Origin of the sequence: Mesorhizobium sp. 113-3-9 (assembly GCF_016756515.1) — a bacterium.
Taxonomy (GTDB): domain Bacteria; phylum Pseudomonadota; class Alphaproteobacteria; order Rhizobiales; family Rhizobiaceae; genus Mesorhizobium.
The window spans coordinates 68,468-91,473 of sequence record NZ_AP023246.1 but is presented as its reverse complement, the minus strand read 5'-3'; the positions used below and the strand labels follow the sequence as shown (position 1 = coordinate 91,473).

23 protein-coding genes and 1 tRNA gene are annotated in these 23,006 nt (G+C 63.1%); 9 read left to right on the top strand and 15 right to left on the bottom strand.

The window, feature by feature from the left end; genetic code table 11:
* Positions 1-77: 77 nt before the first annotated feature.
* The 6 genes from MesoLj_RS00465 to MesoLj_RS00440 form a co-directional block, all read right to left on the bottom strand.
* Positions 78-356: a GCG_CRPN prefix-to-repeats domain-containing protein gene (locus MesoLj_RS00465; RefSeq protein ID WP_202324717.1), complete on the bottom strand. Its 279-nt coding sequence runs from the start codon at positions 354-356 to the stop codon at positions 78-80.
* Between the two features lie 109 nt (positions 357-465).
* Positions 466-921, bottom strand: a complete 456-nt coding sequence (locus MesoLj_RS00460; protein WP_202324716.1) for a periplasmic heavy metal sensor — start codon at positions 919-921, stop codon at positions 466-468.
* Complete coding sequence (locus MesoLj_RS00455) at positions 918-1,364, bottom strand: hypothetical protein (protein WP_244735259.1); 447 nt, start codon at positions 1,362-1,364, stop codon at positions 918-920. Before MesoLj_RS00455 ends, MesoLj_RS00460 begins: the two co-directional genes overlap by 4 nt.
* 119 nt (positions 1,365-1,483) lie before the next feature.
* Positions 1,484-2,020: an RNA polymerase sigma factor gene (locus MesoLj_RS00450; protein WP_202324714.1), complete on the bottom strand. Its 537-nt coding sequence runs from the start codon at positions 2,018-2,020 to the stop codon at positions 1,484-1,486.
* A 45-nt stretch (positions 2,021-2,065) separates the two neighbouring features.
* Positions 2,066-2,494: an EF-hand domain-containing protein gene (locus MesoLj_RS00445; RefSeq protein ID WP_140775573.1), complete on the bottom strand. Its 429-nt coding sequence runs from the start codon at positions 2,492-2,494 to the stop codon at positions 2,066-2,068.
* Positions 2,495-2,715: 221 nt separating this feature from the next.
* Entirely contained in the window at positions 2,716-2,904 is a 189-nt protein-coding gene (locus MesoLj_RS00440) for a YodC family protein (protein WP_056569801.1), read from the bottom strand.
* Positions 2,905-3,333: 429 nt separating this feature from the next.
* Here MesoLj_RS00440 and MesoLj_RS00435 point away from each other — a divergent pair, with 429 nt between their 5' ends.
* Both MesoLj_RS00435 and MesoLj_RS36800 read left to right on the top strand, forming a co-directional pair.
* Positions 3,334-4,020 (top strand): class I SAM-dependent methyltransferase, encoded by a 687-nt coding sequence (locus MesoLj_RS00435; RefSeq protein WP_140775572.1) that lies wholly within the window; start codon positions 3,334-3,336, stop codon positions 4,018-4,020.
* Positions 4,021-4,058: 38 nt separating this feature from the next.
* Entirely contained in the window at positions 4,059-4,265 is a 207-nt protein-coding gene (locus MesoLj_RS36800) for a DUF4031 domain-containing protein (protein ID WP_446720318.1), read from the top strand.
* Between the two features lie 78 nt (positions 4,266-4,343).
* Here the strand turns inward: MesoLj_RS36800 and MesoLj_RS00425 are convergent.
* Positions 4,344-4,419 (bottom strand) — tRNA-Thr (locus MesoLj_RS00425).
* Positions 4,420-4,707: 288 nt separating this feature from the next.
* Here MesoLj_RS00425 and MesoLj_RS00420 point away from each other — a divergent pair.
* Positions 4,708-5,853, top strand: a complete 1,146-nt coding sequence (locus tag MesoLj_RS00420) for a hypothetical protein (protein WP_202324712.1) — start codon at positions 4,708-4,710, stop codon at positions 5,851-5,853.
* Positions 5,854-5,864: 11 nt separating this feature from the next.
* Here MesoLj_RS00420 and MesoLj_RS00415 read toward each other — a convergent pair whose 3' ends face one another.
* The gene (locus MesoLj_RS00415; RefSeq protein ID WP_202324711.1) at positions 5,865-7,466 is read right to left on the bottom strand and encodes a cisplatin damage response ATP-dependent DNA ligase; all 1,602 of its coding nucleotides are present in this window, start codon (positions 7,464-7,466) and stop codon (positions 5,865-5,867) included.
* A gap of 4 nt (positions 7,467-7,470) precedes the next feature.
* A complete protein-coding gene (locus MesoLj_RS00410) occupies positions 7,471-8,478 on the bottom strand; it encodes a ligase-associated DNA damage response exonuclease (protein ID WP_202327095.1) in 1,008 nt (335 codons plus the stop codon).
* Positions 8,479-8,631: 153 nt separating this feature from the next.
* On the opposite strand from MesoLj_RS00410, the gene MesoLj_RS00405 reads away from it, so the two are divergent.
* From MesoLj_RS00405 to MesoLj_RS00380, 6 genes are all read left to right on the top strand, one after another.
* Positions 8,632-9,546: a class I SAM-dependent DNA methyltransferase gene (locus MesoLj_RS00405; RefSeq protein ID WP_202324710.1), complete on the top strand. Its 915-nt coding sequence runs from the start codon at positions 8,632-8,634 to the stop codon at positions 9,544-9,546.
* Between the two features lie 131 nt (positions 9,547-9,677).
* Entirely contained in the window at positions 9,678-10,040 is a 363-nt protein-coding gene (locus tag MesoLj_RS00400; RefSeq protein WP_202324709.1) for a hypothetical protein, read from the top strand.
* Between the two features lie 275 nt (positions 10,041-10,315).
* On the top strand, positions 10,316-11,323 hold the full coding sequence (locus MesoLj_RS00395; protein ID WP_202324708.1) for a sugar ABC transporter substrate-binding protein: 1,008 nt from the start codon (positions 10,316-10,318) through the stop codon (positions 11,321-11,323).
* A 13-nt stretch (positions 11,324-11,336) separates the two neighbouring features.
* Complete coding sequence (locus MesoLj_RS00390) at positions 11,337-12,320, top strand: ABC transporter permease (RefSeq protein ID WP_202324707.1); 984 nt, start codon at positions 11,337-11,339, stop codon at positions 12,318-12,320.
* Complete coding sequence (locus MesoLj_RS00385; protein ID WP_244735258.1) at positions 12,317-13,102, top strand: ATP-binding cassette domain-containing protein; 786 nt, start codon at positions 12,317-12,319, stop codon at positions 13,100-13,102. The genes MesoLj_RS00390 and MesoLj_RS00385 overlap by 4 nt, the downstream gene beginning before the upstream one ends.
* Before the next feature lie 83 nt (positions 13,103-13,185).
* Complete coding sequence (locus MesoLj_RS00380) at positions 13,186-14,238, top strand: NAD(P)-dependent oxidoreductase (protein ID WP_202324706.1); 1,053 nt, start codon at positions 13,186-13,188, stop codon at positions 14,236-14,238.
* 5 nt (positions 14,239-14,243) lie between these two features.
* Here the strand turns inward: MesoLj_RS00380 and MesoLj_RS00375 are convergent, their stop codons facing one another.
* The 6 genes from MesoLj_RS00375 to MesoLj_RS00350 are packed head-to-tail and all read right to left on the bottom strand — an operon-like array spanning position 14,244 to position 22,867.
* Positions 14,244-15,185, bottom strand: coding sequence for a 2-hydroxyacid dehydrogenase (locus MesoLj_RS00375; RefSeq protein ID WP_140775558.1), 942 nt, complete (start codon positions 15,183-15,185; stop codon positions 14,244-14,246).
* Between the two features lie 23 nt (positions 15,186-15,208).
* Positions 15,209-16,840 (bottom strand): ABC transporter ATP-binding protein, encoded by a 1,632-nt coding sequence (locus MesoLj_RS00370; RefSeq protein ID WP_202324705.1) that lies wholly within the window; start codon positions 16,838-16,840, stop codon positions 15,209-15,211.
* The gene (locus MesoLj_RS00365; RefSeq protein ID WP_202324704.1) at positions 16,837-17,982 is read right to left on the bottom strand and encodes an ABC transporter permease; all 1,146 of its coding nucleotides are present in this window, start codon (positions 17,980-17,982) and stop codon (positions 16,837-16,839) included. The genes MesoLj_RS00370 and MesoLj_RS00365 overlap by 4 nt, the downstream gene beginning before the upstream one ends.
* Positions 17,982-19,076 (bottom strand): microcin C ABC transporter permease YejB, encoded by a 1,095-nt coding sequence (locus MesoLj_RS00360; protein WP_056569814.1) that lies wholly within the window; start codon positions 19,074-19,076, stop codon positions 17,982-17,984. Before MesoLj_RS00360 ends, MesoLj_RS00365 begins: the two co-directional genes overlap by 1 nt.
* Before the next feature lie 30 nt (positions 19,077-19,106).
* A complete protein-coding gene (locus tag MesoLj_RS00355) occupies positions 19,107-20,975 on the bottom strand; it encodes an extracellular solute-binding protein (protein WP_202324703.1) in 1,869 nt (622 codons plus the stop codon).
* A 14-nt stretch (positions 20,976-20,989) separates the two neighbouring features.
* Positions 20,990-22,867 carry an extracellular solute-binding protein gene (locus MesoLj_RS00350; RefSeq protein ID WP_202324702.1) on the bottom strand — a complete coding sequence of 626 codons (1,878 nt, stop codon included), beginning with the start codon at positions 22,865-22,867 and terminating at the stop codon, positions 20,990-20,992.
* Positions 22,868-23,006: the final 139 nt, after the last annotated feature.

Here is a 23,006-nt window from a genome sequence, read left to right as displayed (position 1 = left end):
AGCCGGTTCGTGCCTGCTTAGCTGGGATCATGGGGCCGCGCGGTGGGCGGCCCCATGGCCCTTACCAGCGATGCCCCTTACCAGCGATGCCAGCGGTGCCAGTGGCGGTGCGGATGCCAGGCGTAATAAGCCGGGCCGTGCCAGTAGTAATAGCGGGGATAGACCACCACGCGATTGGGCACGCAGCGCCCCCAGGGATTGGGGTGCCAGCCGGGGCCGCAACCCCAGGCGACTTGCTCCACCACCGCCGGGGCGGCAAGCGGCGACAGCGGCATTGCCGAGGACGCCGCGACCGTCGCAGCCGTTCCGGTCACCGCGAGAGCGGCGGTGATCGCGTATTTTGCCAGATAGTTCATGACCAAACTCCGAAGTTGTCCGAGGTTGAAACCTGTCGGCGCCAGGTGGTCCGGCAGATCCTGCCCTTCATCTTGTTAAACGGTCGCCATCGGCATTTTCCGTCGGTCGTCACGGCGATTTTTTTGGCGTGGCGGATGGCTGCGTCCCGCTGCGTCTCGCGAGGCCCTCCGCCAGCATGTTGCGATCCTCGGTGGACGCTGCTGCCGCGAACTCGACGATGCGCTGCTCCAGCCGCGTGCGCACGGTGACGTCGGCATTGCGGGCACGCTCGAGCGCGGCCGACAGGGCCGCCGTGTCGAGGACAGGCTGCCGCAGCAAGTCGGCCGCCTCGCGCCTCGCCTGCTGGCCATCGCGAATGATTTCGCGCGACTCTTGGCGGACCTCGCGCAGGGCCTTGCGGAACAGCGTGCGCTGCTGGTCGGGCAGGCGGCCGCCGGCCGCTTCCAGCGAATAGCCCTGGGCCGGCTTGCCGCTTCTTATCCAGACGGCTCCGCCGGCAAGCGCACCGGCTAGGAAGACATTCACCACCACCGACGCGATGAGGAGGTTGCGGCCGGTGCTCATAGGTCTTCCTCGATCGTGTCGGGTCCGGCGTCGCCGAAGGCCGTCGCGTTGGCGTCGAGCACATAGCGATCGGGCTGAACCTCCGGCGTAACGACGGTCACCAGGGCCAGTCCGGCGATGGCGCCGGCGAGCCCGATGCCGGCCAACCCCAGCCCGAGCCACCAGAACCGCTGACGCCGGCGCCGGACGATGTGCCGGCCGGCGGTCCGCAGGATGGTGTCGTGCAGTGTCTTGCCGGGGTGCGCGGCGCCATAGCTGTCAAGCAGGGCGTCAAGCGAGCCGGCATGCCGCGAAATGGCCTGGCCCGCCTCGGTTGAAGCGAAAATGGTGGCTGCCTCACGCTCCGCTTCCGGCCAGCGGCGCGGATCGCCGCCATAGGCTTCGGCGAGCGCCGCGAAGCGCTTGGCATCCATTGCCGGGCCGTCCTCGATGTCTTCAGCCATGTGTTTTCCCCTTGCCCCTTGGTGCCGCGTGCCCACGCGGGTTGGAACCGAGGCGGACCGGTCCCCACCTGGCGCCCGCAAGGCGCGATGAATGTCCGGCATCCATGATCGCGCCTTTCTCAGTCATGGACGCCGTCCCTGGCCAGAATCATCTGCAAGGACCGACGGCCGCGCGAAAGCAGGCTTTCCAGCGCATCGACGCTGATCTCCAAGGTCGCGGCCGCCTCTATGTTGGACATCTCCTGGTAGTAGACCAGGATGATGGCCTCGCGCTGGCGCGGCGCGATCGCCTGCAGGGCTTGCTCGACCCGATGTGGCTCTTCGCGGGCGTCGGGAAGCGGGGCAGGGTCGGCCATTTCCGGCAGATTGTCGGTCACCACCTCGCGGCGCCGGCGCAACCGGTCGTAGCAAAGGTTGAGCGTCACCCGGTGGATCCAGCTGTCGAAGCGTGCATTGCCGCGCCGCCAGCTGGAGGCATGACGCCAGATGCGCACGAAGGTTTCCTGCGCGACGTCCTCGGCCTCCGCCGCGTCGCCCAGCATACGCACGGCAAGGGAAAGGATGCGCGGCAATTTGCGCGCGACGAGTGTCTGCACCGCCGCGGGATCGCCAGCACCGACCCGACGAACCAGCTCCTCGTCCGGATCGGCGCTCATCGGCTCGCGCACTCCCGATATCCATCACGCGTCATAGCCTCTTGGTCATTGCTCCGGCTTGGGAGCGGATTTGTGGCCTGGCATCTCGTCGGCCGTCAGAACGCCGTCGCCATTCTTGTCCAGCCTGGCAAAACGCTTGGCGAAGAACGCATCGAGCTCGGCGCGATCGATGAAGCCGTCATGATTGGAATCGATACGCGCGAAGGATTTGGCGGCGTCTCCCTTGACGTTGCGCTTGGCTTGAAAGGCTTCCCATTCCAGGAGGCTGATCTTGCCGTCACCGTCCGTGTCGGCGGCCATGACCGCCTTCTCCCGCCGCTTCTGGAACTTGGCCAGCGTGAGTTCAGACTTGGCATTTGACGCCGCGGGAGCGGCGGCTGGCGGCGTGGCAGCCGGGGGCTGTGTCGCTGTCTGGGCGAGAGCCGCGACGGTCAGCAGGCTCAAGGCAGCGGCAAGGATCGAACGGCGTATCATGCTTCGGCGTCTCCGGTTGGCGCGTCGGCCACGGCCCATGCCATGGTCACGCTTCAACCGTTAAACGCCGAGACCGGGAAAATCCGTCGGTCGCCTGTACCGATCTCTTCGATTGCGATGCCGATTCTGCATCGCTCCCGAGAGCGACCACCTTGACGCACTATCCCGCGCCGCCTGAATTCACGCCGGGCCGGCCACCACTCCTGGCGGACGGGCAGGGATTACGCCGGTTGATCGGCGGCGACCAACTGGTCGGGTTTGAAGCCCGCATGCTGCGGCGTCCAAACGTCACCTTCCTTGTTGAACCAGTGACAGAGATACATGCCGGAAGCGGCCCCATCGCTGACCGTCATCCTCGGCCCTCCCGACTTCAGCTTGACGACGTCTCCGGTCTTGAAAGTGTTGGGCATTTTGGACCTCCCATGCTGAGGCCCGCGAGTTTCCCACCAAAGCTGAGTCGCGACAATGGCGGATATGGGTCGCCGGCGACTCGCTCCACCACGCAGACCGTGGTGCATGTGCCAATTGCGGCACCGCCTTATTGACGCGCTCGGGATAGAAGATGGCAGGCCGCCGGGGTCTGCATGATTTGAATAGCCGCCTTCATGCGCAAGTACGCGGGCAAGCGCTTCTTTTTCACGGGAAATAGCCGTGATTGTTCCTTTCGGATGATGATCGGCGGATGGGAAGCTGGGGCCTGGGTACCGACCAATTGCCGGGGCGGCGCACTTTGCCAGCGGCAGGGACGTCGGTTCAGATCCAACATTGACGCTGAAGCGGCGTCAATATAACTGGCGATGGTGAGCCGGGCTAGATCGCCGCAAATAGAGGAGTTAGCAGTGGTCGATTTTGCTAAGTGGTACGAAGGGAAAGAATTTTCCTCCGATTGGACGTCAAATAATTTCCATGTCTGGAGTGCTTGCCTTGCAAGTATGCGGGATCGACCTCTCAACATCTTGGAAATCGGATCTTGGGAAGGACGTTCCGCGATATTTTTTCTTGAGTACTGCCATCTGTCGCGGATTACGTGCATCGATCCGTTCGCTGGAGAGCAGAACGAATACGTAACTTTGGCTGGTGGATTTGCCCAAGTAGAGCAGCGCTTCGATACCAACACGGCCTCGTATGCCGGGCGCGTCACAAAGCTGAAGTCGATTTCCAGCAAGGCATTGATCGACCTGCAGGGCCAAAAAAGATCTTACGACCTGATCTATATCGATGGTGCCCACGACCGGGACGCGGTTCACGTCGATTCCCTTCTGGCGTGGCCTCTACTCAAGAATGGCGGGACCATTATCTGGGACGATTACGCTTGGGAACGGCAACAACCGATCGAAACGAGGCCGGAAGAAGCCATCAATATTTTCGTGGCTTCCAGACGCAAGGAAATTAAAGTTCTCCATGCCGGGCACCAAATCGTAGCGCAGAAAGTCGATGGCGGAAGGTTCGATGTCCGCTCTGCCATCAACTCTTTCATTTTGCGGACGCTGCGGCAACGCAAGCGATCCGTCAAAGCGGCTAGATAGTGGTCTACGTCGACCGGCCGCGCTGGCGCCTTGGCCGGATGGTGATGTGCCATATGGCGGCCGATTCACTCGCCGAGCTTCACACCATGGCCGAAGCCCTCGGGGTCCGCCGATGGTTTCAGGACAAGCCAGGCCGTCCCCACTACGACCTTTCAAAGGCCACTCGGGCGCGGGCCATCGCTCTAGGCGCCCGCGAGGTGTCCAGCCGAGTCCTTGTCGAGGCGCTACAAAGGGCGAACAAATGACCCCGAAAAATGTTGGCAGGGTGTTGGCAAGGCGTTTTTCGCTCTAGCCTCGGGAACCCGCAAACCCTTGGGGAATATTGGTGCCGCTTAGGTGACTCGAACACCTGACCCCATCATTACGAATGATGTGCTCTACCAACTGAGCTAAAGCGGCCCGGGAGGCCGAGGCCTCCAAGATGGGCTGGGTGATAGACTCAACCGGCCACGAATTCAAGATGCGACTTGGCAATTCTGCACGAGCGCCCAACACGGTCGAAATCAGGGTTGGGGTGTCGCTGCCTGCGAAGAATCGCCAGGATAGTCCGATTTTATTTGCCGGAACATCGCCAAGATGGACTTTCGACGGCCCGTCGAGGCAGAATGCAGCCGCACGCCCGTTGATTGATTGGTCGCCTACGGCTAACCATCAGGGAAGATTGGTGCAATTTGCAGAGGGTCTCGCTTGGACGCCATCGAAAAAGCGATCCGGAACGCCTTGGAAAAGGGCAATGCCGAGGACCGCGCGTTTCGCGAGAGGGTCTATCGGTCGGCCTTTGCCGCGCTCGATCGTGCGCTCCAGGCCAATCCCGGCGTGACCGTGGAAGTCGCCATCAAGCGCCGCAAGGCGATCCAGGCGAAGATCGCCGAAATCGAATCCGAGTTCCTGCCGGCGGTGCCGGATGCTGGTCCGCAGGTCGATGCCCCGGCGGTCGAGCCCGCGGCCACCGCGGCGCCCGCGATCGAGATCGGCGACAGGACGCCGCCGCCCGCGGTCGGCGTCGACGGGCCCGCGCAGCCCGCATCCGACGCGCCGCGCTCGCGCGTGCTGCCGGTCGTTCCCGACATCATGCCGGACGCCACGCTCCCCGGCGCGCCGGCCATCGACATGTCCGTTCCTGCCGCTTCGGGAGCCGCGGCGGAAGTGGCGCCCGATCGCGACGAGCGCCGTATTCGCGGACGTCGCCTGCCGCTGACCGCCATCTTCTTCACCGTGACCTTGCTTGCGGCGATTGGCATCGGCCTGTTTTTCGCCATGCAGACCGGCGTATTCAAGACTGCCGCCCAACTCGATACGGCACCGCCGGAGGCGCCGCCAACCGTGGAGGACGACGATTTCACGCCGGCCGACGGCGCCAACGCGCCGGCAAAGCCCGGTGCCGCGGACCAGTCGCGCGACTGGATCAATGTGTTCTCGCCGGCCGATCCGACGCATGTGGCCGCCCCGTCGGACGCCAAGGCCGAGGTGATGAAGGACGACACCGGTCCGTTCCTGCGCATCCGGTCCGGCGCCTCCGGTTCGGCGATCGCCTTCGATGTCGGGCAAGGCGTGCTGGAGAAGCTCGCCGGCAAGCATGCCGTGTTCGATATCATCGCCCGCGCCGAGGACGGCAAGGACACGCAGATATCCGTCGACTGCAATTTCGGCGAACTTGGCGACTGTGGCCGCAAGCGCTACGCGGTCGGCCAGCAGCGCAACGAATATCTGTTCGACGTGCAGTTCCCCAACAAGCGTCCGGGCTCAGCCGGAACCATCGCCGTCAATTCCGATTTCGACAAGCAGGGCAAGGCGGTCAACATCTACGAGATACGCGTCTCGATCGAGCCTTAGTCGGCTGGAACTCAGCGATCGAGCAGCGCCTGCAGCGTCTCGATGCGGTCGGCCTCGTTGGCCGGCTTGTCCCAGCGCAGCCGTGAAATACGGGGAAAGCGCATGGCAACGCCGGATTTATGCCGGGTCGAGCGGTTGATCCCTTCGAAGGCGACTTCCAGCACCAGGCCATTGTCGCGGTCCGCCCGCACCGAGCGTACCGGGCCGAAGCGCTCGACCGTATTGTCCCGGACATATTTGTCGATCTGCTTCAGCTCCTCGTCGGTGAAGCCGAAATAGGCCTTGCCGACCGGCACCAGTTCCTCCTCGCCCTCGGGTCCGGACCAGACGCCGAACGTGTAGTCGGAGTAGAAGCTTGAGCGCTTGCCATGGCCGCGCTGGGCATACATCAGGACGGCATCCACCGTGTGCGGATCGCGCTTCCATTTGAACCACGGGCCTTTCGGCCGCCCGGCGACATAGGGCGAATCCCAGCGTTTCAGCATCACGCCTTCGATGATCGGGTGCGGCGGCGCGCGGCGCATCTCCTCCAGCGCCTGCCAATCGGCGAAGTCGACGAAGGGCGACAGGTCGAAGCGGCTCGGGTCGAGCGTCCTGACGAAGGCTTCGAGGCGGCCGCGCCGCTCGCGGAAGGATAGCCCGCGCAAATCCTCGGCGCCGATCTGCAGCAGATCGTAGCAGCGCATGAAGGCCGGATATTGCTGCTGCATCTTTGGCGTCACCGTCTTGCGGTTCAGCCTCTGCTGCAAATCCGAGAACGTTCCCGTCGCCTGTCGGGGATCGCCAACCAGCAACTCGCCATCCAGCGTCGCGGAAAAATCCATCGCGTCGGCAAGATCGGGAAAGGCGCCGGAGACATCGTCGCCGGTGCGCGAGTAGAGCCGGCGGATGCCGCCTTCCGCCACTGCCTGGACGCGGATGCCATCCCATTTCCATTCGGCCGCATAGTCCGCCGGATCGAGCTTTTCCAGGTCGCCGTCGCCGACCGGGTTCGACAGCATCACCGGCCTGAACAGCGCCATCGCCGTGTTGCGGGGTTTTTCAGCCTTGCCCTCCAGCCACGCGAACAGCGCCGTATAGGGCGGCGACAGCCCGTGCCAGAGTTCCTCGATTTCGGCGACGTCGACCTTGCCGAAATCCGCCAGCGCCTGCTTTGCGAGCCGCGCCGACACACCGATGCGCAGGCCGCCGGTGACCAGCTTGATGATGGCGAAGCGTGCCGAAATGCCGGCGCTGTCGAGCAGCCCGGCCAGCACCTTCGGTCCGTCGGAGCGGCTTGCCGCCTGCAACCTCGCCACGACCTCGCCGAGCGTCCGTTCACGGTTCGGGATATGTCCCGGCGTTTGCGGCCAGACCAGCGACACCGTCTCGGCCAGATCGCCGACATAGTCGTAGGAATAGCCGAACAGAACCGGGTCCATGCGCTCGGTGACAAGGGTGCGCAGCATCGCCGGCTTGACCGCGGCGATGTTGAGGTCGCCGGTGATGGCGGCGAGCGCCAGGCCGCGATCCGGGTCCTCGACACTGCGGAAGTAGTCGACCAGCAGAGTCAGCTTGCCGTTGCGCGACGGCGTCAGCACCAGGCGGTCGAGGAGTTCGGCGAAGCGGTTCATGCCCTCAATCGCCCTCGTCCTCGTAGCCCACAAGATGCAGTGGCCGGGCGGCAATGCCTTCGAGTTCGCACCAGCGCACCAGTGCTTCCTCACGGCCGTGCGTGACCCAGATTTCCTCGGCGCCGGTCTCCTTTATGGTCGCTGTGAGCTCGTCCCAGTCGGCATGGTCCGAGATGATCAGCGGCAGTTCGACACCGCCTTGCTTGGCGCGCTGGCGGATGCGCATCCAGCCGGACGCGAAGCATGAGATCGGATCGGGGAACCGCCGCGCCCAGCGGTCGGCGAAGGCCGATGGCGGGCCGACCACGATGGCGCCGGCGAAATCCCCTTTGCCGCCTTCCACCGTCGCCGGTTCGAGTATGCCGAGGTCGATGCCCTGGCTTTGATAGTACTCGCTGAGCCTGGCCAGTGCGCCATGGATATAGAGCGGCCTGTCGTGGCCGGCGTCGCGCAACAGCCGCATCACCCGCTGCGCCTTTCCCAGCGCATAGGCGCCGACCAGATGCGAGCGTTCGGGAAACTGCGCCGCCGATTTCAGCAGGCGGGCGATCTCTTCCGTGTCGGGCGGGTGGCGAAACACCGGCAGGCCGAAGGTCGCCTCGGTGATGAACACGTCGCAGCCGATTGGCTCGAACGGCACGCAGGTCGCATCCTTTCGCCGTTTGTAGTCGCCGGAGGCGACGATACGCATGCCCTGATGTTCGACCGATATCTGCGCCGAGCCCAGCACATGGCCGGCCGGATGGAAGCTGACGCTGACGCCATTGAGGACGATCGTCTCGCCGAGCCGTGCCGGTTGCGTCGTGCCGGCGAAGCCCTCGCCATAGCGCAGCCCCATGATGTCGAGCGTCTGCTGCGTCGCCAGCACCGAGCGGTGGCCGGAACGCGCATGGTCGGAATGACCGTGGGTGATCAGCGCCCGGTCCACCGGCCGCACCGGATCGATGAAGAAATCGCCCGGCGGGCAGTAAAGGCCTTCTGGCCGGGGATGAAGCAGGTCGCTGGCGCGCATGGTCTGCAAGATAGGATATAATTCCGCTGCGGGAAGCCTGTCGTCGGAGACTGCTGACTCTCCTGGCAAAGAACGCTCAATTCGGTTCAGCTTCCGCACCCTTTGCATTACAGAGATGGCGGCCCGGCTGCCTCCGCCGGCGGAACCGCTGTCATGAAGCCGTTGCAGACCTCATCGGGCGATTTGAACGCTGATCGCCGTGCCGACTATGCCGAGATGCTCTTTGCCTCCGGTGACCACGTGGCGGCGGCCGAGCTCCTGCTCGGCGCATTGGAATTGGCGCCGCAATGGGCAATGGGCTGGTTTCGCCTTGGCGAGATGCAGGAGGCATCAGGCAGGCTCGACCTGGCGGCGCAGGCCTGGGTGATGGTGCTGAACCTGGATCCAGCCGATCGCCAGGGCGCGGCCCTCAAATTGCAGCTGATCGGCAAAGCCCCGGTTTCCAGCGCGCCGCCCAGCGCCTTTGTCGAAACGCTGTTCGACCACTACGCCGAGACATTCGAAGAGATGCTGGTCGGCAAGCTCGACTACCGGTTGCCCGAAGTCCTCGAACGGATGATTCGCAAGGCAAGATCGGGCCGCTTCCGTCTGGCGCTCGACCTGGGCTGCGGCACCGGGCTGATGGGCGAGAGGCTGAGGCCGATCGTCGACCGGCTGGAGGGGATCGACATCTCGGCCAGGATGCTGAAGAAGGCGCGGACGAAAGGCATCTATGACACGCTGACAAAGGCTGATCTGCAGGGCTTCTCCCACTCAGGCGGAAACCCCGATCTGGTGACATCGGCCGACGTCTTGATCTATGTCGGCGCACTCGAAGGCCTGATCGGGAGGGTCGCCGGTGTGCTCGCCGGCGGCGGCCTGTTTGCTTTCTCTGTCGAGAGCCTCGCAAGCGGCGACTTCGCGCTGCAGCCCTCGCGGCGCTACGCCCATTCCGACAGCTATGTCAGGCGGACACTCGAGGCCAACGGGCTTTCAATCCTGGCGCTGGAGCCGACGACCATCCGGCAGGATCGCCGCGAGCCAGTCAAAGGCCTGGTCGTCTTGGCCCTGAAGGCTCACGCCACTTGAAGTGTGCATGATCATTGCGCGGTGAATCCCGTCACCGCTCCGCGCTGCTGCGAAAAAGTCCGATTTGCGTGCGCGACTGATATTTGCGATCTGGTCGCGTCAGGGGCGGGATATCAGGAGGAGCATATCAGATGCGCTGGAACATGATGATCTTGGCCTCTTGCCTAGCAATGGCCGGCTGCGTCGGCAATTCGATGTCCGAGCGGCAGGACGCGAACATAGAATCCTCCCTGCAATACGACACCGTGCCGTGCGATCAGTTGCTGGCGCAGCGCAATGGGTTGGCACAGCAATACAATCTTGCGACGACCGTGAAGCCGACCTTCTCCAATCCCGCGATGGGTTTCGGTCCGTTCACGCCCGACATGCGCTCCAAGGCCCAGCGCGACAGCGACAAGGCGACTGGCGAGATCGACGCCATGAACCGGTCCATCGACCGCCGCGACTGCGGCAAGCCGGACAATCAGAAGAAGAAGTTCGCTCTGCCGGGCTGACGATCCCGACACACCGTATCGGAGAGCCGCCACCCGTGCGGTCCCTTACGTGTTTCTCCGCAAGCGGGGCTCGATGCACTTCGTTCCTTTGCACGACAGTGACGGTTCGCCGCCGTTTGATGCGATCTGATGGAGCTGCTGATTGTTGATGACCGGGCAGCCTCTATCCTGAGCTTCGGAAAGATGTGCGCCGCTCAAGAAGCGCACAATTTCACGCTTCTGCGCTGGACCGGATGGAGCCAGCCTGGCGAACCGCACAATGGGAGGAACAAGGCATGCGCGTTAAAGTCTCGATGCAAAGTCTGCTTGCAGGATCGATCCTGTCTCTGGTCCTTGTCGGTCAGCCATGGGCCGCCGACCTGCCGGGGAAGAACCTGAAGATCGCCGTGGTGCTGAAGACACTCGCCAATCCCTATTGGCTGGCCACGCAACAAGGCATCGAGGCGAAGGCAAAGGAGATCGGCGCAACTGTCACGGTTCAGGCCGGCACGGATGAGTCGGCCATCGACGAACAGACCAACATGGTCCAGACAATGGTCGGACAGGATTTCAATTGCTTCATCGTCGCGCCGATCAGCAACAGCAATCTCATTCAGCCACTGGTGACGGCGGCCAAGAAGAACATCCCGATCGTTGCGGGGGACGCATTCGACAACGACGCGCTCGCCGCCGCCGGCGTCAAGCTGACAACCTATGTCACCGTGCGCCATACCGATGCGGGCAAGGCCGTGGCGGAGGAAATGGTAAAACGCCTCGGCGGGGCGGGAAAGGTTGCCCTGATCGGCGGCCTTGCGGGCCATCCGGCCAGCATCCAGAGACTCGAAGGATTTCGCTCCGGCGCCGGCGGCCTCGAAATCGTTCAGGAACAGGCGGCCGATTGGGATCGCGAGAAGGCTCTGAACGCCGCCGATGCGATCCTGCGCGCTCACCCCGACCTGAAAGGTTTCTACGCCGCCAACGACGGCATGGCGCTGGGCGTCCAGCAGGCGGTCAACAACGCTGGCCTGGCCGGCAAGGTCCTGGTGTTCGGCACGGATGCCATCGACGACGCGCTCAATTCCATCGAGGCCGGACAGATGACCGGCACCGCCGCGCAGTTCCCCTACCTGATGGGCCAGATCGAGGTCGAAGCCTGCCTTGCGGCGTCGCAGGGTGCCACAGTCGACGCGACCACGGTCGCGCCACAGGCCCTGATCACCTCCGAGAATATCGCCGCGGCCAAGACGTCGTCGCCGCAGCCCTGGTTCGAATATCACAGCCCGATTGCCAAGCTGATCAAATAGCAGGGCGTGGCGCGTGAGCTTGCAAGCAGAGACAGGAACGGCCGTCCGGGCGTCGGCCGGCCGCATCGCACGGACGGTCAGGTCGAGCGGTGTGCTGGACTGGGCGATCGTCTTGGCGCTCCTGATACTTATGGCGGTCGGAGCGCTGGCTTCGCCACTGTTCCTGACGGCCGGAAACATCACTTCGATTCTTGTCGCCTGTTCGATCCTCGTTGTGGTGGCGATCGGTCAGACTTTCGTCATCATCACGGCGGGCATCGACCTTTCGGTCGGGTCGCTGGTGCAGATATCCAGCGTGATGATCGGCATCTCCGTCACCCAGAAATGGGGTGTGCCGATCGGCATCGTGATGGCCGTTGTTACAGGCATGATGTTTGGCATCATCAGCGGCATCGTCATTTCGAAGGGCAAGATCAGCGATTTCATAGCGACATTGGGAATGCTCAGCATTGCATCGGGTTGTGCGCTGGTGCTGTCGAACGGCCGACCGGTCGGCGTCATTTCACCCTTGCTTACGCAACTGGCCAGCGGCAGCTTCGGGCCAATCCCCAACATAACGCTGCTCGCGGCCGTGGTTGCCGTCATTGCCCACCTGCTCCTGTTCCATACACAACTGGGCACGCACCTGTTCGCCATCGGCGGCAACCATGAAGGCAGCCGCAACCTCGGCCTCAAGGTCGCGAGGATCAAGATAGCGGCCTTTGCCATCAGCGGCTTGCTCGCCGGCATCGCCGGCGTCATGCTCACCGCGCGCATCGGATCCGCCGAACCCGCCACCGGCAGTTCCTACTTGCTGAACTCGATAGCCGCATCGGTGCTAGGCGGAACGAGTCTCTTTGGCGGCCGTGGCACGATCATTGGCCCGGTAGTGGGCGCCCTGGTCCTGACCGCCCTTCTGAACCTGATGACGCTGCTTGGCGTCGGCGTTTTCTACCAGCCGATCGTCACCGGCATGGTCGTCATCCTTTTCGCCATCGCTTACCGGTTTCAAAAATGACGATCGCTCTTGCTTCGAATGATGGCGCGGTCGGCACCCCCGTCGGGCGCAAGATGTTGGAGGTGCGCAATGTCCACAAGCATTTCGGCTCGGTCGTCGCCCTCGATGGCGTCAGCATCTCCGTCGAGGAAGGCAAGGTCGCAGCCATCGTCGGCGACAATGGCGCGGGCAAATCCACCCTGGTCAAGATACTGACCGGCGTGCATCAACCAACGTCCGGCGAGATATTTTTCGATGGCCGACCGGCGACGCTGCGCAGCCCTGACGACGCAAGGCGCATCGGTGTCGAGACACTGTTCCAGGATCTCGCGCTCGTCGATGACCTGACGATCTGGCAGAACCTTTTCCTCGGCCGCGAGCTTACCTGGGGTGGTCCGTTGAGCATCACCCGCAAGAGGGCCATGGCCGCCCAGGCGCGCACCATGCTGGCCGGCCTGCAGATCAACATACCGTCGATCAATGCGCGCGTGCGTCAGCTGTCCGGCGGCCAGAGGCAAGCGGTGGCCATCAGCCGCGCGGTGGGTTGGAACGCCAAGCTCACCATCATGGATGAGCCGACGGCGGCCCTTGGCGTGCGGGAACGTCTTGAAGTCGAAGGCCTGATCGACCGCTTGCGGCAACAAGGCAGGACCTTCCTTCTGATCAGTCACAATTTCGATCAGGTGATGCGGCTCTCGAACGAAATATGGATCATGCGCAATGGTCACGTCGTCGGTCATCGCCGCACGAGCGAGACCTCGGGCGAGGAACTGGTCGCCTTGATCACCGGGGCAAAGTCGTGAGCAGCCGGCAGGCGAAGGCAATGAACGCGTGATGCCGCGGGAGCACCGCGTCAACAGCTTCAATTCCAAGGGAGGATGTCGATATGAACAAACCCGTTGCGGTCCTTGACCCACAATGGCGACAGCTTGACGAACTGTTCACGCAGGCTGACCTGAGGCGACTTGGCGAGCTTTGCGATCTGGTTTGGGCGAAGAACGAGCCCATGCCCGATCATGTACTGGATGAAAATCTGGCCGGCATGACCTTCTATCTCTCGGCCCTGCCGACGCTCGATGCCGCCCAGATCAAGCGCGCGGCCAAACTCAAGGCGGTGATCGAGCTCTACGGCGCCTTTCCCGACACTATCGACTACGCTGCCTGCTTCGACCGCGGCATCGAGGTGCTGGCAACCGGTCCAGGCATGCGCGGCTCGGTCGCCGAAATGGCGGTGGCCATGGCGTTGTCGGGCGCGCGTGGCCTGGTGGAAGAACATGAACTGTTCCGTACCGGCGGTGAACATTGGCTCAACGACAATCCGGCGACCGATTTCACCTTGTTCGAACAGACGATAGGATTTGTTGGCTTCGGCGCCATTGCCAAGGAGTGCAGCCGGCTCCTGGCGCCGTTCTCGCCGAGGATATCCGCCTACGACCCCTGGCTTGATCCGTCGGTGGCCAGGCAGCATGGCGTCAGGCTCGCTTCCCTGGAGGAAGTCGCGAGCAGCTGCCGCGTGCTCTTTGTCACGGCGGCGCCGACCAGGACCAACAAGGGTCTTGTGGATGCGGCCACCATTTCCAGGCTGCAGCCGAACGCGTTGCTCGTCCTTGTCAGCCGTGCACATCTCATCGATTTCGATGCCTTGGTCGAGGCGGTGCGGACAAAGCGCATCCGCGCTGCAATCGATGTGTTCCCGTCGGAGCCGCTGGCCAGGGATCATGCCCTGCGCGGTATGCCCAACGTCATTCTGTCGCCCCACCGTGCCGCGGCGGTAAGCGGCGGTCGGCAACTGATGGGCCACCTGATTGTGGAAGACATTGCCCGGATGATCGAAGGCAAGTCACCATTGGACCTTCAGCGTGCCCGCAAGGAGCATGTGATGGACCTGGCAGGGGTGCAGCATTCGAAGAAGCTGGAAAGCATGGCGCAAGAGCGCTGACGCGATCAGTAACCCACCTTGCGATCGACCAGGTTCTGCAACGGCTCGCCGCGCTCGAAGGCATCCATCTGGCGCAGCATGATCGGCGCCAGGTGCATCGGATCGGAGGTCGCCGCGGCGTGCGGCGTCACGAACACCTTCGGATGGCTCCATAGCGGGCTGGTCTTCGGCAGCGGCTCGACCTCGAACACATCGAGGCTCGCCTCCTTCAACGTGCCGTCGTCCAGCGCCCGCACGATGTCGGCGTCCTTTTGCAGGCGGCCGCGTCCGGCGTTGATCAGCACCGAGCCGCCAAGGCCGTTGCGCTTGCGCAGTTCCTTCAGCACGCCATAATTGATGATGCCCTGCGTGTCCGGTGTCAGCGGCAGGAGCACGACGAGTATGTCGGTTGCCTTGAGGAACGGGATCAAGCCGGCCTCGCCGGAATAGGTCGCAACCCCTTGCATCGGCCGGTCGTTGCGCGACCAGCCATTGACGGCGAAGCCGAGCGAAAGAAGCACCGACGCCGCGGCGCGGCCGAGATTGCCGAGCCCCATAATGCCAACGGAAATGTCGCCGGCCGGCCTCTGCTGTGGCTCGCGCCAGATCTTCTTCGGCTGCTGCGACCGGTAGAGCAGGCCATGGCGATGGTGATCGAGCACCCGCCAGACGACATATTCCGTCATGTACTGCGTGAGGTTGTCGGCGACGACCTTGACGATCGGCACGTCGGGCAGGCCGGGATCGGCGAAAATATGGTCGACGCCGGCGCCGATCGAGAAGATGGCGCGCAGATTGGGCAGCGACGACAACAGGTTCGGCTTCTGCTTCCACACCACCGCATAGGTGATCGACGGATCCTTGGCGCCGTCCGGCTCCAGGACCACCTCGCGCTCGGCCGACAACAGCTCGCGCCAGCGCTGCGGGTGAAAGCCGGTGACGGCAAGCAGGATGCGGCCTTTTTCCATTGTTGTTCGTTTAGTCCCTCTAATCACTGGCTGACGATGCCGACCGGCGCCGTCTCTATCTTGAAGGCCGCCGAAATCAGCGCCCGAGTATAGTCGGTTTGCGGATTTTCAAAAATCTGCTGGGAAGGGCCGGCTTCGACGATCTGACCATTGCGCATGACAATGACATCGTTGGCAAGCGCCCGGATGACCTTGAGGTCGTGGCTGATGAAGAGATAGGCGAGATCGTGCTTGGCCTGCAGATTGCGCAAGAGGTCGACGACCTGCGCCTGTACGCTCATGTCGAGCGCCGATGTCGGCTCGTCCAGCATGACGAAGCGCGGGTTGAGCACCATGGCGCGCGCGATGGCGACACGCTGGCGCTGGCCACCGGAAAATTCGTGCGGATAGCGGTTGCGGGTCGCCGGATCGAGGCCGACCTCCTTCAGCACGTCCGCAACCTTGTCGTCGCGTTCATCGGGCGACAGCTTCGGCTCGTGGATCTTCAGCCCTTCCTCGATGATCTCGGCGATCGACATGCGCGGGCTGAGCGAACCGAACGGATCCTGGAACACTATCTGCAATTCGCGCCTGAGCGGCCGCATGGCATTGAAGGTGAGCTGATTGATGTCGCGCCCGTTGAACTGGATGGTCCCGGTCGACGAGATCATCCGCGCCAGCGCCAGGCCCAGTGTGGTCTTGCCCGAACCGGATTCGCCGACCACGCCCAGCGTCTGGCCGGCGCGCACGGTGACATCGATACCGTCGACAGCCTTCACATGGTCGACGGTGCTGCGGAAGAAGCCTTGCTTGATCGGGAACCAGACCTTGATGTCCTTGCCGGTCATCACCGGCTTGGCGTCGGCATTGGCCGCCGGTGGCTTGCCTTTCGGCTCGGCCGCCAGAAGGTGGCGCGTATAGGGGTGCTGCGGGTTGGCGAAGATCTCCTTGGTCGGACCGGTCTCGACGATCTTGCCCTTGGTCATCACGCAGACCCGGTCGGCGATCTTGCGCACGATGCCGAGGTCGTGGGTGATGAACAGCATCGACATGCCCTTGCGGCTTTTAAGGCCGGCCAGCAGTTCGAGGATCTGCGCCTGCACGGTGACGTCGAGCGCCGTCGTCGGCTCGTCGGCGATCAGGAGTTCTGGCTCGTTGGCCAGCGCCATGGCGATCATCACGCGCTGGCGCTGGCCGCCGGACAACTGGTGCGGATAGGCGTCGAGGCGCTTTTGCGGGTCGCGGATGCCGACCTCGTTGAGCAAAGCCAGCGTGCGCGCCTTGGCGGGGCGATCGGCCATGCCCTGATGCAGCTTCAGAATCTCGACGATCTGCTGCTCGATCGTGTGCAGCGGATTGAGCGAGGTCATCGGCTCCTGGAAGATCATGGTGATCTTGTTGCCGCGCACCTGGCGCAGCTGCTTCTCGCCCATCGCCAGCAGGTCGGCGCCCTGGAACAGGATCTTTCCCGAGGGGTGGCTGGCGCTGGGATAGGGCAGGAGCTTCAGCACGGACAGCGCCGACACCGACTTGCCGGAGCCGGATTCTCCCACCAGCGCCACTGTCTCGCCCTTCGCGATGTCGAAGGAGATGTGGTCGACGGCGACAGACTGGCCGCCGCCCTGGCTGAAGGCGACGCTGAGGTCCTGTACGCTGAGCAGGGGCGCTTCGCTCATTTGAACGTCTTGCGCGGATCGAAGGCGTCGCGGGTTGCCTCGCCGACAAAGACGAGCAGCGACAGCATCAGCGAGATGACGACGAAGCCGGAAATGCCGAGCCACGGCGCATTGAGGTTGCGCTGCGCCTGCTTGAGCAGCTCGCCGAGCGAGGCGGACCCCGGCGGCAGGCCGAAGCCGAGATAGTCGAGCGAGGTCAGCGTCGAGATCGAGCCCGAGAGCAGGAAGGGCAGGAACGTCAATGTCGCCACCATGGCGTTGGGCAACAAATGCCGGAACATGATGGTGCGGTTGGGCACGCCGAGGGCGCGGGCGGCGTTGACATATTCGAAGTTGCGGGCGCGCAGGAACTCGGCCCGCACCACGCCGACCAGCGCCACCCAGGAGAACAACAGCATCAGCCCGAGCAGGATGAAGAAGCCCGGCGGCAGGATGGCGGCGACGATCAGCAACAGATAGAGCACCGGGATCGCTGACCAGATTTCGATGAAGCGCTGGAACAGCAGGTCCGTCCAGCCGCCGAAATAGCCCTGCAACGCGCCGGCGCCGACGCCGATCAGCGCCGATCCGATGGTCAGGATCAGGCCGAACAGCACCGAGATGCGGAAACCGTAGATGACCCGCGCCAGGACGTCGCGCGCCTGGTCGTCCGTGCCGAGCCAGTTCCAGTTGCCGACGATGCAGGCCGGGTCGGCAGCCCCTTGCGGATACTGGTTGCAGCGCTTGGCGGCATCATACTGCCAGGACGGCCTGGCGGGTGCGGCCTCCGGGATGGCGTTGTTGACGGTCTGGTAGGAATAGCGGATCGGCGGCCAGATCATCCAGCCATTGGCGTTGATCTCGTCCTGGATCACCGGGTCGCGATAATCGGTGACGGCATAGAAGCCGCCGAACTTTTCCTCGGGGTAGGCGACCAGCACGGGAAACAGGATCTCGCCCTTGTAGGAAGCGATGATCGGCTTGTCGTTGGCGATCAACTCGGCAAACAGCGACAGCACGAACAGGACGAGGAAAATCCACAACGACCAGTAGCCGCGCCGGTTGGCCTTGAAATTCTGCAGGCGGCGCTTGTTGAGCGGCGACAGGAATGGCCGTGGCATCCGCTCCGGCATCACTCCGGCGGTCACGCTTGCCTCCGACATCAGATGTCTCTCCGCTCGAAATCGATGCGCGGATCGACCCAGGTGTACATGAGGTCGGACAACAATCCGACGAACAGGCCGAGAAGCGAGAAGATGTAGAGATTGGCGAACACCACGGGATAGTCGCGCTCGACCACCGACCGGAAGCCGAGCAGGCCGAGGCCATCGAGCGAGAAGATGTTCTCGATCAGCAGCGAACCGGTGAAGAAGGCCGAGATGAAGGCGCCGGGGAAGCCGGCGATGACGATCAGCATGGCGTTGCGGAAGACGTGGCCGTAGAGCACCTGTCGTTCTGACAGGCCCTTGGCGCGTGCCGTCACCACATACTGCTTGCGGATCTCCTCCAGGAACGAGTTCTTCGTCAGCAGCGTGGTGGTGGCGAAGGCCGACAGCACCAGCGCCGTCAGCGGCAAGGTCATGTGCCAGATGTAGTCGGCGATCTTGGCCGGCCAGGACAACTGGTCCCAATTGTCCGAGACGATGCCGCGCAACGGGAACCAGTCCCAGAACGAGCCGCCGGCGAACAGCACCATGAGCATGATGCCGAACAGGAAGCCGGGAATGGCATAGCCGACGATGACGACACCGCTGGTCCAGACGTCGAAAGGCGAGCCATCCTTCACCGCCTTGCGGATGCCGAGCGGGATGGAAATCAGATAGGACAGGAGCGTGATCCAGAGCCCGATCGAGATCGATACCGGCATCTTTTCCAGGATCAGGTCGAGCACCGAGATGTCGCGGAAATAGCTGTTGCCGAAATCGAAGCGGGCATAGTTCCACAGCATCATGCCGAAGCGCTCGAGCGGCGGCTTGTCGAAGCCGAACTGTTTCTCCAGTTTCTTGATGAATTCCGGATCGAGCCCCTGCGCGCCGCGATATTTCGAGCTGACGTCGCCGGCGGCGTCGAAGTTGGAGCCGCCCGCATCGCCGCCGCCACCACCGAGGCGGTCGCTGCCGCCCTGATTGGTCAGCTTGGCGATGACCTGCTCGACCGGGCCGCCCGGCGCGAACTGGATGACGGCGAAGGAGATCGCCATGATGCCGAACAGGGTCGGGATCATCAAAAGGATGCGGCGCAGTATATAGGCGCCCATCAGGCTTCCTGCCCTCTGCGGACCGATATCTCAGCCTTTGCCAATTTTTGCCGCCTTGCCCTTATCGAACCACCACAGCGCCTCGACCGGAAAGCCGAAATCGGGCTTTTGCTCGGGAAAGCCGAACATATCCCAATAGGCGCTTCGGTGATTCGCCAGGAACCAACTAGGAATCCAATCGCACCGCGCGCGCAAGACCCGGTCGAGCGCTCGCATCGCGACCGTCAGGCTTTCACGGTCTTTTGCCGCGCCCACCATGCCGATCAGCGCATCGATCGCCGGGTCTGACGTGCCCGGCAGATTGCGCGAACCGGAGAGGTTGGCCGTCCTGGAATGGAAGAAGCCTTCGAGATCGTCGCGCGTCGGTGTCGCGCTGAACGAGAAAGCGGCTGACAGCAGATCGAAATCGAAGGTCGCCTGCCTGGCCTGGTATTGGGCAGAATCCACCAGCCGGATCGTGGCATCGATGCCGATCGCCTTCATGTTGGCGACCCAGGGCGAATAGACCTGCACGAAAGTGTCGTCGTCGACCATGAATTCGGCCGAAAGCCGGCCGCCCTTGCCGTTGACGACGAAATCGCCCGACCGTTTCCAGCCGGCTGCGGCCAGAAGCTTTGCCGCCTGGCCAAGCAGCTTGCGGTCGCGACCGGAACCGTCGGATGCCGGCTGGGCCACGGCCTGGCCGAAGACCTCAGCCGGCACCTGGCTTCGCAGCGGCTCCAGCAGCGCCAGCTCTTGTGTTGATGGCACACCTTCAGCGCGAAAATCCGACTTCTCGAAGCAGGATTGCGAGCGCTCGTAGGAGCCGTAGAAGAAGTTGCGCCGCGTCCATTCGAAATCGAAGCAGAGCGCGATCGCCTGGCGCACGCGAGCGTCGCGAAACTGTTCGCGCCGCTGGTTGACCGCCGTTCCCTGCATGGTCGGCCGCTTCTCGGCCGGGAATTCGTGCTTGACCACCTTGCCGGCGGTCAGCGCGGGGAAGTCGTAGGCGGTCGCCCAGACGCGCGAGGTGAATTCCTCGCGGTAGGTGATTTCGCCCTTCTTGAAGGCTTCAAAGCCGGCGGTGCGGTTCTGGTAGAATTCGATGCGGATACGGTCGAAATTGTTCTGGCCGCGATTGACCGGCAGATCACGGCCCCAATAGTCCGCAACGCGATCATATTCGATCCATGCGCCGGCCGAGAACCGGCCGACCTTGTAGGCACCGGAGCCGAGCGGCGGGTTCAACTGCGAAGAGTCGAACGGGTTGGCCGTATAGAAGGCCTTCGACAGGATGGGGAATTCCACAACGTTGAGCACGGTGCGGGCCGATTGCTTGCCGGAGAAGGTGAGCCGCAGCGTGCGGTCGTCGACAGCAACGGCATCGACCATATGCGTCAGCGACAACGACAGGTCGGGATGGCCCTTGTCCTTGTAAAGCTTGAAGGTGAAGGCGGCATCCTGAGCGGTCAGCGGCGTGCCGTCGTGGAAGCGCGCCTCGGGGCGAAGCGAGAAGGTGAAGGAGTTGCGGTCTTCCGACAGCGTCACGCCGTCGGCGATCTGGCCGTAGACGGCGTCGGGCTCGTCGAGTGCGCGTACCATCAGCCCGTCGAAGCACATCTCCATGCGCGGCGGCGCATCGCCCTTGTCGGCGAAGGAATTCATCGTGTTAAAGGTCTGTGTGTCCTGGTTGTAGCCCCAGTTCGGCGGCGAGAAATTGAAAATTCCGCCGGGTGGTGCATCGACATTCACATAGTCGAAATGGGTGAAATCCGGTCCGTATTTGAGGTCGCCAAAGGCGGACAGTCCATGCAGCTTGGTGCCGGTCGCAATGTCGGCGAAGGCTTTTGCGGGCAACAGGGCGGCGGCGGCCGCCGCCGCGCCAAGCGCGAGAAAATCACGGCGGGGCAGGGCGGTCATCGATTGCCGCCCCATCAATTGCCGCCTTTGTACTTGGCGGCCAGCGCCTTTTCCTTGTCGACGTCGATCCACCAGGAATCGATATCGACACCGACATAGGCAGGCTGCTTGTCGGGGAATTTGAACTTGTCCCAATAGGCCAGCCAGACCGCCGACCGGTGATATTGCGGCACGACGTAGAAGTTCCACAGCAGCACGCGGTCGAGCGCATGGGTGGCGGCAACGAGATCATCGCGATCCGTGGCAAAGATGATGCGGTCGACCAGCGCATCGACGGTCGGATCCTTGATGCCCATCAGATTGCGCGAACCAGGTGCGTCGGCGGCCTTAGAACTCCAGAAATCGCGCTGCTCGTTGCCGGGCGAATCCGACTGGCCGAACAGGCCCGTGACGACGTCGAAATCGAAGTTGTTGACGCGGTTGATGTACTGCGTCTGGTCGATGATGCGCAACGAGGCGTCGACGCCGATCTTGCGCAGATTGGCAATGTAGGGGCTGGCGATTACCTGGTCGGTGTCGTTCCAGCCGAGGATCTCGAATTTGAACGGCGCGCCTGTCTTGGCGTTGACCATCTTGCCGCCCTTTATGACCCATCCGGCCTTGGCGAAGAGATCGACAGCCTGCTTCAGGTACTTTCGCTCCGCTTGCGGCGAATCGTAGACGGGCAGCTTGAATTCCTGGGTGAAGAGTTCGGGCGGCAGCTTGTCACGGTATTTTTCCAGGATTTCCAGTTCCTTGCCCTGCGGCAACCCGCTGGATGCCAGCTCGGTGCCCTGGAAATAGCTCGACGTGCGGGTGTTGAAGCCGAAGAACAAGGTGCGGTTCATGCTCTCGAAATCGAACGGTATGGTCAGTGCCTCGCGGACCAGCCGGTCCTGGAACAGCGGCCTGCGCTGGTTGAGGACAAAGCCCTGCATCGGTTGTGGCGACTGGGTCTGGAAGTCCTTCTTGATGACGTCGCCGGCCTGGAGGGCCGGGAAATTATAGGCCGTCGCCCATTTGCGGGAGCTGTATTCGCGGTTGATGTCTTCCAGTCCGCCCTTGGTGAAGGCCAGCCAGGCGGCATTGTCGTCGAGGATGTAGGTGTATCGGCGCGTGTCGAAATTCTCGCGGCCGATCTTCACCGGCAGCTTGGCCGCCCAATAGTCCGGCACGCGCTGCCAGACGATTTCGGAGCCCGGCTTGAAGCTGGCGATCTTGTATGCGGCCGAGCCCAGCGGTGGTTCCAGCGTTCCCTTGGTGATGTCGCGCTTCTTGCCATTGGCGTCGGTACCTTCCCACCAATGCTTCGGCAGAACCACGAGGTCGCCGATGATCTTCGGCAGTTCACGATTGCCCTTCTGGTTGAAATGGAACTCGACCTCGCGATCGGAGATCGCCACCGCGTCGGTGACATTCTCGAAATACCGGTTGTATTGCGGGCTGTTGGCCTTCAGCACTTGGAACGACCAGATCACGTCGTCGACCGTGATCGGCTGGCCGTCATGCCACTTCGCGCGCGGGTCAAGCCGGTACGTGGCCGAGGAATAGTCGTCGGGATATTTATAGGCATCGGCGATCAGCGGGTGGCTGGTGCTGCCCTCGTCCGTCGCCTGCTCCATCAGCGTGTCGTAGAGCAGGCCGCCGCCGAAGCCGGCCAAACCCGCCGCCGGCGATCCCTGGACGATATAGGGGTTGAAGCTGTCATAGGTGCCGAGGAGCACCGAATTCAGCGTTCCGCCTTTCGGCGCGTTCGGGTTGACGTAGTCGTAATGCTGGAAATTGTCGCCGTATTTGGATTGGCCGATCAGCGATGAGGTGGTCCGCCACTCGTCGGCCAGGGTCGTCTGCAACCCCGCCGCCAGCAGGGCCGCCGCCAGCAGCGACTTGAGAAGCGTTCGGCCAGCCGTCATGCACTATCCTCTTCGCGATGCGTGCCAGATCATCCGGGACGCGATCCTAGATGATTTGGCGCTGGTGAAAACCGCAATGCGCCGGCTTTGTCGCCGCACCCCGGATTTTCCCAATAAAAAAGCCGGGCTGAACCCGGCT

Coding starts and splice junctions, on each gene's coding strand:
- MesoLj_RS00465 (WP_202324717.1), bottom strand. CDS start 356: ATGAACTATCTGGCAAAATACGCGATCACCGCCGCTCTCGCGGTGACC.
- MesoLj_RS00460 (WP_202324716.1), bottom strand. CDS start 921: ATGAGCACCGGCCGCAACCTCCTCATCGCGTCGGTGGTGGTGAATGTC.
- MesoLj_RS00455 (WP_244735259.1), bottom strand. CDS start 1,364: ATGGCTGAAGACATCGAGGACGGCCCGGCAATGGATGCCAAGCGCTTC.
- MesoLj_RS00450 (WP_202324714.1), bottom strand. CDS start 2,020: ATGAGCGCCGATCCGGACGAGGAGCTGGTTCGTCGGGTCGGTGCTGGC.
- MesoLj_RS00445 (WP_140775573.1), bottom strand. CDS start 2,494: ATGATACGCCGTTCGATCCTTGCCGCTGCCTTGAGCCTGCTGACCGTC.
- MesoLj_RS00440 (WP_056569801.1), bottom strand. CDS start 2,904: ATGCCCAACACTTTCAAGACCGGAGACGTCGTCAAGCTGAAGTCGGGA.
- MesoLj_RS36800 (WP_446720318.1), top strand. CDS start 4,059: ATGGTGATGTGCCATATGGCGGCCGATTCACTCGCCGAGCTTCACACC.
- MesoLj_RS00415 (WP_202324711.1), bottom strand. CDS start 7,466: ATGAACCGCTTCGCCGAACTCCTCGACCGCCTGGTGCTGACGCCGTCG.
- MesoLj_RS00410 (WP_202327095.1), bottom strand. CDS start 8,478: ATGCGCGCCAGCGACCTGCTTCATCCCCGGCCAGAAGGCCTTTACTGC.
- MesoLj_RS00405 (WP_202324710.1), top strand. CDS start 8,632: ATGAAGCCGTTGCAGACCTCATCGGGCGATTTGAACGCTGATCGCCGT.
- MesoLj_RS00400 (WP_202324709.1), top strand. CDS start 9,678: ATGCGCTGGAACATGATGATCTTGGCCTCTTGCCTAGCAATGGCCGGC.
- MesoLj_RS00395 (WP_202324708.1), top strand. CDS start 10,316: ATGCGCGTTAAAGTCTCGATGCAAAGTCTGCTTGCAGGATCGATCCTG.
- MesoLj_RS00385 (WP_244735258.1), top strand. CDS start 12,317: ATGACGATCGCTCTTGCTTCGAATGATGGCGCGGTCGGCACCCCCGTC.
- MesoLj_RS00380 (WP_202324706.1), top strand. CDS start 13,186: ATGAACAAACCCGTTGCGGTCCTTGACCCACAATGGCGACAGCTTGAC.
- MesoLj_RS00375 (WP_140775558.1), bottom strand. CDS start 15,185: ATGGAAAAAGGCCGCATCCTGCTTGCCGTCACCGGCTTTCACCCGCAG.
- MesoLj_RS00370 (WP_202324705.1), bottom strand. CDS start 16,840: ATGAGCGAAGCGCCCCTGCTCAGCGTACAGGACCTCAGCGTCGCCTTC.
- MesoLj_RS00365 (WP_202324704.1), bottom strand. CDS start 17,982: ATGTCGGAGGCAAGCGTGACCGCCGGAGTGATGCCGGAGCGGATGCCA.
- MesoLj_RS00360 (WP_056569814.1), bottom strand. CDS start 19,076: ATGGGCGCCTATATACTGCGCCGCATCCTTTTGATGATCCCGACCCTG.
- MesoLj_RS00355 (WP_202324703.1), bottom strand. CDS start 20,975: ATGACCGCCCTGCCCCGCCGTGATTTTCTCGCGCTTGGCGCGGCGGCG.
- MesoLj_RS00350 (WP_202324702.1), bottom strand. CDS start 22,867: ATGACGGCTGGCCGAACGCTTCTCAAGTCGCTGCTGGCGGCGGCCCTG.